The sequence below is a fragment of the Prochlorococcus marinus str. SB genome (assembly GCF_000760115.1).
GTDB classification, from domain to species: domain Bacteria; phylum Cyanobacteriota; class Cyanobacteriia; order PCC-6307; family Cyanobiaceae; genus Prochlorococcus_A; species Prochlorococcus_A marinus_D.
Genome location: NZ_JNAS01000002.1, coordinates 403766 through 418893, shown reverse-complemented (window position 1 = coordinate 418893; position 15128 = coordinate 403766). Strand labels below are relative to the sequence as shown.

At 33.6% G+C, this 15128-nt stretch carries 16 protein-coding genes; 9 read left to right on the top strand and 7 right to left on the bottom strand.

Annotated features, from left to right (window positions below):
- Window positions 1-133: 133 nt before the first annotated feature.
- A complete protein-coding gene (locus EV02_RS03995) occupies window positions 134-1090 on the top strand; it encodes an NAD(P)/FAD-dependent oxidoreductase (protein ID WP_025913212.1) in 957 nt (318 codons plus the stop codon).
- A gap of 21 nt (window positions 1091-1111) precedes the next feature.
- Here the strand turns inward: EV02_RS03995 and EV02_RS04000 are convergent, their stop codons facing one another.
- From EV02_RS04000 to EV02_RS04010, 3 genes are read right to left on the bottom strand one after another with little or no spacing between them, the layout of a single operon-like run.
- Window positions 1112-1393, bottom strand: a complete 282-nt coding sequence (locus tag EV02_RS04000; RefSeq protein ID WP_002805886.1) for a P-II family nitrogen regulator — start codon at window positions 1391-1393, stop codon at window positions 1112-1114.
- A 2-nt stretch (window positions 1394-1395) separates the two neighbouring features.
- Window positions 1396-2394, bottom strand: coding sequence for a sodium-dependent bicarbonate transport family permease (locus EV02_RS04005; protein WP_032519680.1), 999 nt, complete (start codon window positions 2392-2394; stop codon window positions 1396-1398).
- Window positions 2395-2400: 6 nt separating this feature from the next.
- A complete protein-coding gene (locus EV02_RS04010) occupies window positions 2401-4053 on the bottom strand; it encodes a SulP family inorganic anion transporter (protein WP_032519679.1) in 1653 nt (550 codons plus the stop codon).
- 222 nt (window positions 4054-4275) lie between these two features.
- On the opposite strand from EV02_RS04010, the gene hemB reads away from it, so the two are divergent.
- The 5 genes from hemB to EV02_RS04035 all read left to right on the top strand — a co-directional run bounded on the left by hemB (window position 4276) and on the right by EV02_RS04035 (window position 9440).
- Window positions 4276-5277, top strand: coding sequence for a porphobilinogen synthase (gene hemB / locus EV02_RS04015; RefSeq protein WP_032519678.1), 1002 nt, complete (start codon window positions 4276-4278; stop codon window positions 5275-5277).
- A gap of 58 nt (window positions 5278-5335) precedes the next feature.
- Window positions 5336-5722 (top strand): VOC family protein, encoded by a 387-nt coding sequence (locus tag EV02_RS04020; RefSeq protein ID WP_032520470.1) that lies wholly within the window; start codon window positions 5336-5338, stop codon window positions 5720-5722.
- Between the two features lie 12 nt (window positions 5723-5734).
- A complete protein-coding gene (locus EV02_RS04025; RefSeq protein ID WP_032519677.1) occupies window positions 5735-8146 on the top strand; it encodes an endonuclease MutS2 in 2412 nt (803 codons plus the stop codon).
- A 41-nt stretch (window positions 8147-8187) separates the two neighbouring features.
- Window positions 8188-9171, top strand: coding sequence for a GTPase ObgE (gene obgE / locus EV02_RS04030; RefSeq protein ID WP_032519676.1), 984 nt, complete (start codon window positions 8188-8190; stop codon window positions 9169-9171).
- Between the two features lie 86 nt (window positions 9172-9257).
- Entirely contained in the window at window positions 9258-9440 is a 183-nt protein-coding gene (locus tag EV02_RS04035) for a hypothetical protein (RefSeq protein ID WP_011862263.1), read from the top strand.
- A 71-nt stretch (window positions 9441-9511) separates the two neighbouring features.
- Here the strand turns inward: EV02_RS04035 and EV02_RS04040 are convergent, their stop codons facing one another.
- Both EV02_RS04040 and EV02_RS04045 read right to left on the bottom strand, forming a co-directional pair.
- Entirely contained in the window at window positions 9512-9730 is a 219-nt protein-coding gene (locus tag EV02_RS04040) for a CP12 domain-containing protein (protein ID WP_032519675.1), read from the bottom strand.
- A gap of 119 nt (window positions 9731-9849) precedes the next feature.
- Window positions 9850-10803: a glutathione S-transferase family protein gene (locus EV02_RS04045; RefSeq protein WP_032519674.1), complete on the bottom strand. Its 954-nt coding sequence runs from the start codon at window positions 10801-10803 to the stop codon at window positions 9850-9852.
- A 23-nt stretch (window positions 10804-10826) separates the two neighbouring features.
- On the opposite strand from EV02_RS04045, the gene EV02_RS04050 reads away from it, so the two are divergent.
- Window positions 10827-11732, top strand: coding sequence for an aspartoacylase (locus tag EV02_RS04050; RefSeq protein ID WP_032519673.1), 906 nt, complete (start codon window positions 10827-10829; stop codon window positions 11730-11732).
- Between the two features lie 116 nt (window positions 11733-11848).
- On the opposite strand, the gene EV02_RS09820 is transcribed toward EV02_RS04050, so the two are convergent.
- Window positions 11849-11977 carry a hypothetical protein gene (locus EV02_RS09820; protein ID WP_275040697.1) on the bottom strand — a complete coding sequence of 43 codons (129 nt, stop codon included), beginning with the start codon at window positions 11975-11977 and terminating at the stop codon, window positions 11849-11851.
- Window positions 11978-12166: 189 nt separating this feature from the next.
- Here EV02_RS09820 and psbA point away from each other — a divergent pair, with 189 nt between their 5' ends.
- Both psbA and aroC read left to right on the top strand, forming a co-directional pair.
- Window positions 12167-13249 carry a photosystem II q(b) protein gene (psbA, locus tag EV02_RS04055; RefSeq protein ID WP_002805533.1) on the top strand — a complete coding sequence of 361 codons (1083 nt, stop codon included), beginning with the start codon at window positions 12167-12169 and terminating at the stop codon, window positions 13247-13249.
- Between the two features lie 108 nt (window positions 13250-13357).
- Window positions 13358-14455, top strand: coding sequence for a chorismate synthase (gene aroC, locus EV02_RS04060; protein WP_032519672.1), 1098 nt, complete (start codon window positions 13358-13360; stop codon window positions 14453-14455).
- A gap of 34 nt (window positions 14456-14489) precedes the next feature.
- Here the strand turns inward: aroC and EV02_RS04065 are convergent, their stop codons facing one another.
- A complete protein-coding gene (locus tag EV02_RS04065) occupies window positions 14490-15116 on the bottom strand; it encodes a bifunctional 4-hydroxy-2-oxoglutarate aldolase/2-dehydro-3-deoxy-phosphogluconate aldolase (protein WP_032519671.1) in 627 nt (208 codons plus the stop codon).
- Window positions 15117-15128: the final 12 nt, after the last annotated feature.

Here is a 15128-nt window from a genome sequence, read left to right as displayed (position 1 = left end):
TTGTTTCTATATTAAGCTTTTTTCTTTTTTTTCTTTTAACTTATATCTATATAAAGGTTCAGGTATTTACTTTGAAAATATCTTCTAACCAAGAACTCATCTAATTAACTACTAAAAAAGGAGTTTTTTAAAATTGGAAATCATTGAGTCAGATGTAGTTATTATCGGAGGAGGCCCGGCTGGATGTACTTGCGCACTTTATACATCTCGTTCAAACTTAAAGACTGTAATTTTAGATAAAAATCCATCTGTTGGCGCCTTAGCAATTACTCATCAAATAGCTAATTATCCAGGTGTTCCTGTTGATATAAGTGGAGAAAAATTACTTACCCTAATGAGAGAACAGGCTGTGCAATACGGCACAGACTATAGAAGAGCGCAAGTGTTTGGAATAGATGCTAGTGGAGAATGGAAAATGGTTTATACGCCCGAAGGCACTTTTAAAGCTAAAGCACTTGTACTTGCAAGTGGAGCCATGGGCAGGCCTGCATCATTTAAGGGCGAAGCGGATTTTCTTGGTAAAGGAGTAAGTTATTGTGCTACATGTGATGGGGCTTTTTATAAAAATAGAGAAGTTGCTGTTGTTGGAGTGAACAAGGAGGCAATTGAAGAGGCAACTGTTCTAACTAAATTTGCATCAACTGTGCATTGGATTACATCAAGTGATCCTAAATCAGATAATGAAGAGGCTATGGAATTGATGGATAATTCAAATATAAAACATTGGAGTAGAACAAGATTGTTGGAAATATTGGGAGATGATATGGGTGTGAATGGGGTTGTTGTTAAAAATAAACAAGAAGAAAATCCTATCAATTTAAATTTAGATGGAGTGTTTGTCTACATGAGTGGTTCAAAGCCTATTACTGATTTTTTAGGGGATCAAATTGCTTTAAAAGAAGACGGAGGAGTTATTGTTGATGACTTTATGTCTACAAACTCTGATGGAGTATGGGCTATTGGAGATATAAGAAATACACCATTTAAACAAGCCGTAGTTGCGGCTTCTGATGGATGTATTGCTGCGATGTCAATTGATAGATACTTAAATAGTCGAAAAAATATAAGAGTAGATTGGATTCATTCTTAAAAATAAATATTGCTTCTTAATTTAAAGGGGTGTTGCTTCAGAAATATAAGCAACTCCTCCGTAGTAGCTTAAATCGTCCCTGATGTTATCTCTCATTTTATCTATTAATTCTTGCTCACAAAAAACAATTACATGAGCATTGGCTCCTAATCCTGTAAATTCCATATCTTCAGTAACAACTCTTTCAGGCCCTCTGCCTGTGGCGTGTTTCATAACTGTATATCCGGGAACATTAGCTTTTTCTAATGTTTTAATGATTGCATCTAGTTCTCTTTCACTAAATATCAAGTCTAATCTTTTCATTTTTATAAGGGGGACAATGGGATAATGTTATTTACTAAACTCATATATATGGGAATGCCAAGAACTATATTGAATGGGAAAGTTAGACCTAGTGTAGTTGAAATATAATAACTAGATTTAGCTTCTGGAACTGTCATCCTCATCGCTGCAGGAACTGCTAAATAAGAGGCGCTTGCACATAAAACCACAAATAAAAGTGCGTTGCCATGTCCTAAAGATAAAAATCTTGCAACGAAAACACCAATAAATGAGTTAAACAAAGGCATAAAAATGGCAAATCCAATCAAGAACGAACCTGCATTCTTTAGTCTCGGCAATCTTTGAGCAGCGACTATTCCCATATCTAACAAGAAGAAGCATTCTGCTCCATAGAATAATTGTCCAGTAAAAGGCTCCATTTTTGCAATCCCTGAAGGATTACTGGAAGCAGTGAGAAATCCTACAATTAAGCTTGAGAGCAATAAATAAACTGATCCATTCAAAAGTGATTCGTGTAATATTGCGCTAAGATGCATTTTTCTTGATTTTGGTCTATTTTTGGGAGCTGCAAATTTCACAAGTAATAATCCAACAATGATTGCAGGAGATTCCATTAAAGCTAAGGCGCCAACCATAAACCCATCAAAGGCTATTTTTTGACTTTCCAAAAAACTTTCTGCGGAAATAAATGTAACAGCACTAATTGAACCGTATGCTGCTGCTATTGCGGCTGAATTAAACACATCAAACTTGAATCTTAAAATTAAAAAACCAATAAGCGGGATTACAAGTGACATCAGTATTGCAGCACTTAAAGTAGGCAATACTTGATCTGTAAAACCACTTTTCTGTATCTCTATACCTCCTTTAAACCCAATAGCTAGTAGCAAATAAAGGGAGAAGAGTTTAGGTAATGGAGCGGGTATTTCTAAATCAGATTTAAATAGTACTGAAATTGCTCCAATCAAAAAGAAAAGAACTGGCGGGGCTAATACATTTTGCAGAATTGGATTTATTTCCATAAATTACTAAGCTATTTCATTTAGAGCAGTTTCTAAAGCTTCTTTTCTTGTTTCAATAATGCCTTCAACTCCAAACTTAGCTAATCTATCTTTTACTTTTTCATTAGCACCAGCAACAAATGCTTTTCTGGAATTATTTTTTGCTTCTTGCATCATATCTTCTATTGCCAGAGTCGCAGTAACTCCAAGTCGCGGTACATCAGTGATATCTAATATCAAAACTTTGTAGTTTCTTACAAGCATCATTCTTTCAGATATGCCTTTAGCTGCTCCAAAACTAAGTGGTCCTTTAAGTCTAAACAGCATTACCTCGCCTGAACATCTATCTAGAAGAGCTTTTTCATCAGCAGGCAATGCATTTTTCCCTTGATCATCTTCTGATAAAGGATTATCCTCATCCATACCTTCTAGTTGAGTTTCGGTTATTGAATCAATAGTGAGCATATTTGCTATGAATACGCCTACTAAAACTGCCCAAATTAAATCCCAAAAAACAGTCATTAGGAGTACGCCGTACATAACAACTGAAGTTTTTAAAGATAATTTGTGAGCCCTCCTCAAGAACCCCCAATCAATAATATCTAGACCAACTTTTATAAGGATTCCTGCTAGTAAGGCAGTTGGTATTTGCTCAGCTAAAGGACCTGCGCCAACTAAAACTATCAACAAGACAACTGAGTGTACCATACCAGAAATGGGAGTGGATCCTCCAGATTTAACATTAATAACTGTTCTCATTGTTGCTCCGGCTCCAGGTAAGCCTGAAAACAGACCGGCAACAGCATTCCCTATTCCTTGACCAATAAGTTCTCTATCAGAATTATGTTTTGTTTGAGATATATTGTCTGCTACTAGAGATGTTAGTAAGGAGTCAATTGCGCCAAGTACTGCGAGGACTAATCCTGCCTTAAAAATGATTGGAAAATATTGATTAAAACTTGGGAAATTTAAAGATGGAACTCCCCTTGGAATTTCTCCAATTCTATCAATAGCACCATCTCCAAAAATTAATATTGAAATTGGAGTTACTATCAATAGGGCTAAGAGAGGAGAAGGAACCCATTGACTTATTTTTCTAGGTGTTAGAAATACTATACCCAGTGTCATTATTGCTACTCCAATAGCAGCACCGTTTGGCTGGAAATTTGAAAATACAGTGGATAAAGATTCAACTACTCCACCTCTAGTACTAATTCCTAGTAATGGCCCAATCTGAAGTGCAATTATTATGACTCCAATACCAGACATGAATCCTGACACAACAGAATATGGAACTAAAGTAATGTATTTACCTAGTTTGAGAATCCCAAATAATATTTGCAGTAAGCCACCAATTACTACTGCTGCCATCACTAAAGGTAAAATTTGTCCTGCAGAAAGATCTCTTGGAACCCCCACTGCTGCTAAGCCTGCTACTACTCCAGCAACAGTTACACTCATTGGACCGGTAGGCCCACTAACTTGAGCAGGCGTTCCGCCGAATAATGCTGCTAAAAAACCAACTACTACTGCCCCATATAGTCCATAAATTGCCCCGCCAGGTCCTAACGCAGCATTACCAAAAGCAAGAGCGAGGGGCAGAGCCACCACAGCGGCTGTGATCCCTCCAAGAATATCTCCTCTTACATTCTTTAGATGAAATCCATTAATTATTTTCAAAGATACTCTCCTTAAAATAAATACTTAACTAAAAGATATTATCTCTTTATGACGTAAATTTGTGAAAAATGAAGTTTGTGCAAAATATTTTTGTAACTTTTTTTGCTCTTATTAAATAAATTTTAGTTAATTTTCCTGAACAAAAGTAGTGTCTGATTAATTTATATGAGATGCAAGGGATTAATGTATTAGATAAATATTTTCAATTTAAATAATATTCAAATGAATTCTATTATGCGTCCTAGAAGATTAAGAAGAACTGAGGCAATTAGAGATATGGTTAGAGAAAACCATCTAAAGGCATCCGACTTTATATATCCATTATTTATTCATGAAAAAGACGGTAAAGAGGAAATTTCAGCAATGCCCGGAACTTATAGATGGGATATTAATGGCTTAATAAAAGAGGTTACTAGGGCATGGGAATTGGGAATAAGGTGTGTGGTTCTTTTCCCCAAAATCAATGATAGCTTAAAGACTGAAGATGGAGCAGAATGTTTTAATGAAGACGGTTTAATACCTAAAGCTATTCGAATATTAAAAAAAGAGATTCCTGAAATGGCAATAATGACTGATGTTGCCTTGGACCCATATTCTTGTGATGGTCATGACGGATTAGTTGATGAAACTGGAAAGATATTGAACGACGAAACAATCGAAATTTTAAAAAAACAAGCTTTAACACAAGCAAGAGCCGGAGCTGATTTTATTGGCCCTAGTGACATGATGGATGGGAGAGTTGGAGCAATTAGGACTGCTCTTGATAGTCAAGGATTTAGTGATGTAGGAATTATTAGTTATACAGCTAAATATTCATCTGCTTATTATGGTCCATTTAGAACTGCTTTAGATTCGGCTCCTAGAGAAAATAGTAAGAAGATAATTCCAGACAATAAGTCTACATATCAAATGGACCCTGCCAATTCAAAAGAGGCTTTAATTGAATCTGCATTGGATCAGTATGAAGGAGCTGATATTTTGATGGTAAAACCAGGAATTTCATATTTGGATATTGTTTATAAACTAAGTACATTTTCAAATAAGCCCATAGCTGCATACAACGTTAGTGGGGAGTACTCCATGGTAAAGTCTGCTGCTATGAAAAACTGGATTAATGAAAAAGATATTGTTTTAGAAACGTTGCTTAGTTTCAAAAGAGCAGGAGCAAAACTGATACTCACTTATCATGCTTGTGATGCATCTCAATGGTTGCAGGATAATTAAAAACTCATTATTAACAAAAATTTGGTTTATTCTTAGATTAATAATTAAATATTTTGTTTTGAAGTTATCACAAGAAGTAAATAGGATTGGTCACATCGCACTTAGAGTAGAGAATCTCGAAAGGGCCAAGTCTTTTTATATTAAGCTTGGTATGAATTTAGTTTGGGATGATAAAGATTGGTCTTATTTAGAAGCAGGTAAAGGGAAAGATGGACTTGCGTTGTTGGGCCCTAGCTACAAAGCTGCAGGACCACACTTTGCATTTCATTTTGAAAATAAAAAAGAAGTTGAAAATATTCAAAATGATTTAAAGAATTCTGGTTTAAAAGTTGGTCCTTTACATGAACATAGAGATGGAACAGCATCTTTTTATATGAAGGATACTGAAGGAAACTGGCTCGAGATGCTTTATGTTCCTCCTGAAGGGATTCAATCGAATGTTTGATTCTTTTTTTGTATGCCAGAGAAAAATTACTCTAAAAAATCATATTCAGGTAAAACATTAGAAGAAGAATCTATAAGTCTTTTAGAGTGGGATTCATTAAAAACGCATTTATCTTCATTCGCCTCAACGGAAATGGGTAAACGAGCAATTTTAAGTATTGGTATTCCCTCAGAATACGAAGACTCTAAAAGACTGTTGAATGAAACTGTTGAAATAAATGAGCTAGAAAATAATTTAGATAAATCAATTAGTTTTTCTGGTGTTTTTGATATTAGTAGAAATATTGAAATTTGTTCCAAGGGAGGTGTAATTTCATCTTCTGAATTGTTAGAAATAGCGAAAACAATTTCTGCTGCAAGCAATTTAAAAAAAATCTTATTCGATTTTGAAGAAAGGCCTTATATTTCATCATTTACAAAAAATTTAATTGACCATCAGAATATCGAAACAATTTTTAAAAAAGGTATTGAATCTAATGGAAGGATTTCAGACAATGCGAGTAATGAACTATCTATTCTTAGAAAAGAATTATTATCTAAGAAACTTGAAAGAAAAATATTAGTTGAAAAATTTATTCAAAAGAATTTAGCTTATTTGCAAGATACTACTATTGGAGATCGATATGGTAGGCCTGTTTTAGCAGTCAAAGTTAATTATGTAGATAAATTTAAAGGCATAATTCATGACTCTTCATCCTCAGGCAATACAATATATTTTGAGCCTGAAAATGTAGTTATTAAAGGTAATAAGATTGCTTCTTTAGAGGCTAGGATCACAGCAGAAGAATTTAAATTACTAAAGAAATGGTCCCAAGTTGTTAGTGATAATTCAGAAAGTCTTATTGAAATGGCATCAATTTTATTGAGATTAGAAAATGCTGTAACTCGTTCAAGATATTCGAAATGGATTGGAGGTAAAACTCCTACCTTTGATAAAAATCCTATTATTTCTTTAATTGGTTTTTCTCATCCATTATTGATTTGGGAACACAAGAAAAAAGGAGCCCCTCCCCCAGTGGCTGTCGATTTTCATATAAATAGAAATATTAGGGTTGTAGCTATTACAGGTCCAAATACTGGAGGTAAAACGGCAGCTTTAAAAGGTTTGGGTTTGTCTTTACTTATGGCTAGAGCAGGATTATTGATACCCTCAACGAATAACCCCATTATCCCTTTTTGTCCAAATATATATGTGGATATAGGAGATAATCAATCATTAGAAGAAAATTTATCTACTTTCAGTGGTCATATATCCCGCATAAAAGAGATATTGGATTCACTTGATAATAAGAAAGGATTATCTGTTGTTTTGTTAGATGAGATTGGATCTGGCACGGATCCTCTTGAAGGAAGTGCTCTTGCGATGGCTTTATTAAAAGAATTTGCAAATAAATCTGATATTACTTTAGCAACTACACATTATGGAGATATTAAGGCTTTAAAATATAATGACTCAAGATTTGAAAACGTATCAGTTGCCTTTGATGAGGATTCTTTGAAGCCAAAGTATATACTCAACTGGGGTATTCCTGGGAGAAGTAATGCTTTGTCAATTTCAAAGAGAATTGGTCTCGATGAAAGCATACTTAATGAAGCTGCAAATTATCTAAAGCCAAAAGAGGTTGATAATATTAACAGTATTATTAAAGGACTTGAGGAAGAGAGGATTAAGCAACAAAATTCTGCAGAAGAGGCTGCAGAACTGATTGCAAGGACTGAAATATTACATGATGAACTGAAGAAAAATTATGAATATCAAAAAATAAATGCTGAAAAAATTCAAGAAATTGAAAGGTCTAAATTATCAAAACATATTGTATCCGCTAAAAAAGAGGTGATAGATTTGATTAAAAAATTAAGAGATAAAAATGTTAATGGAGAGGATACGAGAATTATTGGAAAAAGATTAAAGGAAATTGAGACGGAACATTTAACCCCAAAAAAATTTGAAAAGTCAATATCATGGAATCCTCAGGTAGGCGATTTTGTAAAAATTAAAAGTCTAAATAGTACAGGAAAAATTGTAGATTTAGATAAAAAAGGTGGTTTTTACGAAGTTAAATGTGGTGCATTCAGAAGCACATTATCTGTAAATGACTTTGAAGGTATTAATGGTGAAAAGCCTAATTTCAAAATGTCAAAGATTGAGATCAACTCTACAAGAGAAGATTTTTCTTTTTCTGAAATTAGAACGAGTAAAAATACAATTGATGTAAGAGGGCTAAGAGTTCATGAAGCCGAAATAATTATTGAGGAGAAAATTAGAAAATTTCATGGACCGCTATGGATTGTCCATGGAATTGGTACAGGGAAATTAAAAAAAGGACTAAGAAATTGGTTATCAGGTTTAAATTATGTTGATAAGATTGAAGATGCAGCCAACGAAGAGGGTGGACCTGGTTGCAGTATTGCGTGGATAAAATAAAATTTTAAAAAACCTAGAAAACCATTTAATAAGCGTATTAAGTGCAATTTATTGATCAAGCAAACATTATTCTTAAAGCTGGAAAAGGCGGGAATGGAATAGTTTCATTTAGAAGAGAAAAATTCGTTCCTGCAGGAGGACCATCTGGGGGAAATGGTGGCAGAGGGGGTTCAGTTATTTTGATGGCTGATAATAATCTTCAAACATTATTAGATTTCAAATTCAAACGGGAAATAATTGCTGAAGATGGATGCAAAGGAGGTCCTAATAAGAGATCAGGTGCTTCAGGTGAGGATCGAATCCTTAAAGTTCCCTGCGGTACAGAAATAAGGGATATTAAAACCGGCATTATTTTAGGAGACTTAACTAAAGATAAACAGAGCTTAACTATTGCCATTGGAGGAAGAGGTGGACATGGTAATGCTTACTATTTAAGTAATCAAAATAGAGCTCCAGAATCATTCACTGAAGGAAAAGATGGTGAAATATGGGAGGTTCAATTAGAACTAAAACTTCTTGCAGAGGTTGGGATTATAGGCCTTCCAAATGCAGGGAAAAGTACTTTGATTTCCGTTGTATCATCTGCCCGTCCAAAAATCGCAAATTATCCTTTCACGACTCTTATACCTAACTTAGGTGTAGTAAGAAAAATTGATGGGAATGGTTGTCTTTTTGCGGATATTCCTGGGTTAATATCAGGTGCAGCTGATGGAGTAGGTTTAGGGCATGATTTTTTAAGGCATATCCAAAGAACGAAGATACTTGTTCACTTAATTGATGCAATTGCAGAAAATCCTTTACATGATTTTGAGATTATTGAGCAGGAATTAAACAAATATGGGAAAGGTCTTTTAGATAAAGAGAGGATAATAGTGATAAATAAAATGGAGCTGGTAGATGATGATTATTTGAAAATAATTACAAAAAAGTTAGAAGATTTATCAAAAAAGAAAGTTTTAGTTATTTCTTCATCTTTAAAAAAAGGTTTATCCTCACTGCTTTCTGAAGTTTGGAAAAGGATTTAACTTAAATTAAAAATTTTTTTGTAAATAAATACACTTGATTTAATAATGAAAATTAGCCATAAATAGGATAATTCTTTAAACATAATATGAATTTCTACAGTTGTTTTGATAAACAAGGAAAAATAATAGCTAGATGCCAAACCATTCAAGATATTGAGGTTCTTAAGAAAATGGGAAGACCTATTGTAGAAGTTAAGGAAATGAAAAATGAAGAGTCGGTGGTATGTTCTCTGACAGGTAGCCCATCAGATTTTAATATGGATTATTAAAAGAATTCAAGAACTAAAAAAAGGGCTCATAAAAGCCCTTTTTTTTATGAATTATCTAATAATTTTGAAACTTAATCATCATAGACAAGACATTCTGGTTCATCTGGGTTGGCGTCGCAAAATAATTCCAAAGCATTAGGGTCATGTTTATCTTCTGGATGATGATCCTTATATTCTTCGAGTTCTTTTAGCTCTTCAGTTAAATGTCTGACCTTTGGAAGATTGCCCTCTGCTTTTGCAGATTCGATTTCCGATTGATCTTTTAGGATGTGTTCGTCAATGGATTTCATTTTAAGCTTTTCGTACTTTAGTAGACATACATAACATAGTTAATTTCTAATGAAATTGCATTATCTATGAACTAAATAAGTGTTCATTACAACATCATTTTTTTTTTGGAAATTGATTTTTATATTTTTTCGGACTTTAATCTCATTATTTCATCTAGCGATGGTAAAACTGGGATTAGTTGATTTGGGTTTAAAGGGAATAAAGATTTATAGTAATCTTTTTTCCATTCATTGTCGAAGCATGTCCTTTTTACGTTAGATAATTTAAAGAATTTTAATCTCCATTCAATAATCTTTTCAAAACTTGATAGTTCTTGTTCAGTACATTTGAAAAGTTTGCTATATATCAATTCCCATCTTATAAGCGTTGGAAAAAGGTAAATATCTGCGTAAGTTAACTCTTCTCCAAATATCCAGTCCCCTTTATTTTTCTGTAGTAAATTTTCAATTTCATTTAAAGCTGCGAAAAGATTTTTACTTGCTTTTTCGTAAGCTGACTGGTTCCTTGCGAAACCACACTTATATACGCCATTATTAATGCTGTTATTAATTAAATCTAAAAATTTTTGATTACCATCTTTAATTATTAATGCCTGATATTTCGATTCACTTTTTATTGAATTTAGTAGTCCTATAATCTGTGAACTTTCATTAGACAGAATATTTACTTCATCTTTTACAAAGCTAATTAAAAGAGGTAATGTCGCCCTAAAAATAATCTCTTTATTAGCTTTTTTGTAAAGGTCTGAAAGTCTCATACATCCATTAACCTTTGTATTGAAAATCCATTCGCTATGCTCAATATCTGCCTTTAAAAAAATTACTTTAACTTTTTTAGATAAATTTTTTATTTCGTGTACGAGTAAAGTTCTTTGACACCATGGACAAGAATGACCTACTAATAAATAAATTTGTTCATTTTCATTATTAATTTCGTATTCAGTATTAATGTTTATACCTCTAGGCCTTATATAATTACCATGTAAATCTGATGGCGCGAAGCCATTCATTAATTGGGTCCAAAACCAAAACCAGAATTTTCTGGAAGCCTTTATAAGGTATTTATTTTGCATAAAATTTTATTTTTAAAGAAAAAATGACTGTTCAAAGAATACTTATTGTTTCAGGCACTCATGGGAATGAAATTAATTCTGTTTGGGCTGTTAAGCAATTTAATAGAAAGGAAAATAGTTTAAATAATGGTATTGAGTATGAGTACATCATAGGTAATCCTGCTGCCTATGAAAAAGGTTGCAGATATATAGATGTAGATTTAAATAGATCTTTTAAAGAAAATGAGAATTTTGATCAACACAAGAATAGCTTGTATGAAACTAATAGAGCCAAATTTTTAGTAGATGAATTTGGAATTGATGGAACTAAACCCTGTCAAATTGCAATCGATTTGCACACTACTACTGCAAATATGGGAACAAGCATTGTTATGTATGGGAGGAGATCCAAAGATTTTTGTTTAGCTGCATTACTGCAGAACAAATTTGGATTGCCTATTTATTTGCACGAAAAAGATAAAACCCAAACAGGCTTTCTTGTAGAAGCTTGGCCATGTGGTTTAGTTATTGAAATAGGAGCTGTCGCACAAAATTTTTATGATCAGAATATTATAAATAGATTCTCTCTAATAATTAGCTCCCTAAGGGTAGAGATAGATAAATTAAAAAATAAACTAATAGAACTGCCAAAGGAATTAGTGGTTCACGTTCATCAAGGTAGTATAGATTATCCAAGAGATGAAAAGGAAGATATTGATGGCATAATTCATCCTGAGAGAATAAATCAAGATTGGAAAATGATTAAAAAAGGAGATCCATTATTTCTGGATAGCCAAGGAATAATCCACAAATATGAACGGGACCAATTTATTTGGCCTGTTTTTATTGGAGAAGTTGCTTATAAGGAAAAAAAAATTGCCATGAGCTACACAAAAAAAGAAGTGATTTGTTCCAAAAAACAATGGGTTCAAGAGTTTGAAAGTTTGTAAATTAAGAAATCGGAACAATAAATCGTTGAAAAATAATAAGGATTTTTTATTTTATAGATAAGTTTATTTAATATTTAATACTTTTATTTTTTTTCTAATTTTTAATCCTAAAAATCCTAAATTCTTTCACTCCAATAAATAACAGCTCCAAAAGCCTCTAATTGCAGTCTTCTATGCTTAGCCTGTCTTAGGGAAACCACCTCTCTAGATCTTTTTCCGTTAAGAAGCCATTCGATTATTACCAAGTTGAATCCTCAATAACAAAGAAAATCTTAAGATATGGAAGTTCTTTTCTCCTGTTTTCCAAAAAATAACTTTACTTAAAGAAAAAATATTTACACATTTTTAGCGATTTTGGTCTAAAATCTTCGAAGCGGATTACATTTTCCGTTTTTATTTACACGTCTCACTTTCGAGACATACTTTACGAACTCATGACAACTATTCAGCAGCAGCGTTCTTCGCTGTTAAAAGGTTGGCCACAGTTTTGTGAGTGGGTAACATCAACTAACAACAGAATTTATGTTGGTTGGTTCGGCGTCTTAATGATTCCATGCCTTCTTACAGCAGCGGCTTGCTTCATCGTTGCATTCATCGCAGCACCACCAGTAGACATTGACGGAATTAGAGAGCCAGTTGCTGGTTCATTCCTATACGGAAACAACATCATCTCAGGTGCAGTTGTTCCTTCATCTAACGCTATTGGTCTACACTTCTACCCAATTTGGGAAGCAGCTACTGTAGATGAGTGGTTATACAACGGTGGTCCTTACCAGCTTGTAATTTTCCACTTCCTAATTGGTATCTCAGCATACATGGGAAGACAGTGGGAGCTTTCATACCGTTTAGGTATGCGTCCTTGGATCTGTGTTGCATACTCTGCACCAGTTTCAGCAGCTTTCGCAGTATTTCTTGTATACCCATTCGGTCAAGGTTCATTCTCTGACGGAATGCCTCTAGGTATCTCTGGAACATTTAACTTCATGTTTGTTTTCCAGGCAGAGCACAACATTCTAATGCACCCATTCCACATGGCTGGTGTTGCAGGTATGTTCGGAGGATCTTTATTCTCAGCTATGCATGGTTCACTTGTTACTTCATCTCTAATCAGAGAAACAACTGAGACAGAATCTCAGAACTATGGTTACAAGTTCGGACAAGAAGAGGAAACATACAACATCGTTGCAGCTCATGGCTACTTCGGTCGTTTGATCTTCCAATATGCAAGTTTCAACAACAGCAGAAGTCTACACTTCTTCTTAGCTGTATTCCCAGTTGTTTGTGTATGGTTAACTTCAATGGGTATCTGCACAATGGCATTCAACCTTAACGGTTTCAACTTCAACCAGTCAGTTGTTGATGCAAACGGTAAGATTGTTCCTACATGGGGTGACGTTCTTAACAGAGCAAACCTAGGTATGGAAGTAATGCACGAGCGTAATGCTCACAACTTCCCACTTGATCTAGCAGCAGCTGAGTCTACAACAGTAGCTCTTTCAGCTCCAGCTATCGGTTAAGCTTAAAGTTCTTAAAAATACAAGCCCCCTTTTAGGGGGCTTTTTTTTGTTTAATTTTCAATTGGTTTCATATAATGTTTATATATAGATAAAACATTTGATATTTTTATGAGTAGTAGTTTTGGAAAAATTTTTCGTGTTAGTACTTTTGGAGAATCACATGGTGGTGCAGTAGGAGTTATCCTTGATGGATGTCCACCTAAGTTAAAAATAGATATAAATCTGATACAAAATGAATTAGATAGGCGCAGACCTGGGCAAAGTGACATTACAACACCCAGAAATGAAGAAGATAAAATTGAAATATTAAGTGGGATAAAGGAAGGGTTAACACTTGGAACTCCAATAGCAATGTTGGTAAGAAATAAGGATCAAAGACCAGGAGATTATAATAATTTGGAGCAGGTATTTAGACCTTCTCATGCAGATGGTACATATCATCTGAAATATGGGATTCAGGCAAGTTCTGGCGGTGGAAGAGCCTCTGCTAGAGAAACAATTGGGAGAGTAGCTGCTGGTGCTATAGCAAAACAATTATTAAAAACCTTCTGTAACACCGAAATACTATCTTGGGTAAAGCGTATACATGATATTGATTCTGATATCAATAAAGAGAAGATTTCTCTTAAAAAAATAGATTCTAATATTGTTAGATGTCCTGATGAAAAGGTATCAACAGAAATGATCGAGAGAATTAAGGAATTAAAGCGTCAAGGAGACTCTTGCGGCGGTGTTATTGAATGTCTTGTAAGAAATGTCCCCTCTGGTCTTGGAATGCCTGTTTTTGATAAATTAGAAGCTGATTTAGCAAAGGCTTTGATGTCTTTGCCTGCCACGAAAGGCTTCGAAATAGGTTCAGGTTTCTCTGGAACTTATTTAAAAGGAAGCGAACATAATGATGCCTTTATCAAGTCTGATGATATTAGTAAGTTAAAAACAACATCAAACAATTCAGGAGGTATACAGGGCGGAATAAGTAATGGTGAAAATATCGAGATGAAGATAGCTTTTAAACCTACAGCAACCATCGGTAAAGAACAGAAAACAGTAAATGCTGAAGGTAAAGAAGTACTTATGAAAGCAAAAGGGAGACACGATCCATGCGTCCTACCAAGAGCAGTTCCCATGGTTGATGCTATGGTAGCTTTAGTACTTGCTGATCATTTGCTTCTAAATCATGCTCAATGTGACTTAATAAATAAGTAGTAGTTTTGTTGAATAAATTATATTTATCCTTAATTTAATTATTTTTGAGCCATTCATATATTTTTGGATCAAATTTTTTATTTTTGATAGCTTTATCTCCAATTACAACTGCTTTATACCCTAAAGATTTATAAGATTTTAAATCATTGATTGATAGTCCTCCTGCAGCAATGAAATCAACATTTTTATAGTTGAGTATATTTATCGAACTATCTTTATTTTTTATTGGGTAAATTTTGATAATGTTGCAATTTAAATCTATCGCTTCCTTAAGATCTTTTAAATTATTAATTCCAGGAATTAATAAATAATTTTTTGACTGCGCATAATTGAAAAGATCTTTATCCCAAAATTTCATCATAGAAAAATTTAATCCAATTTTTAAAGAATCTTCTATTGATTGTTTGTTAACTATGGAGGCAGAGCCTAAATTAATTCTTGGATATTTAATTTTGATATTGGATACAAAATCGAACCAATTTTCGTTGTTAGACCAACTTATTTCAATATTCTTTAATCCTAATTTTACTAAGTTTTCTAATTCTTCAAAAAATGAATTTCTTATAGAGGTATTTGAGTAAATATTATCTTCAGGTTTTATAAGTAAAAAAAAAGACTCAATTTTCAGGTGCTCCGAAAAAGAATCTTCTATATTATTCATTAAAAATTTAAA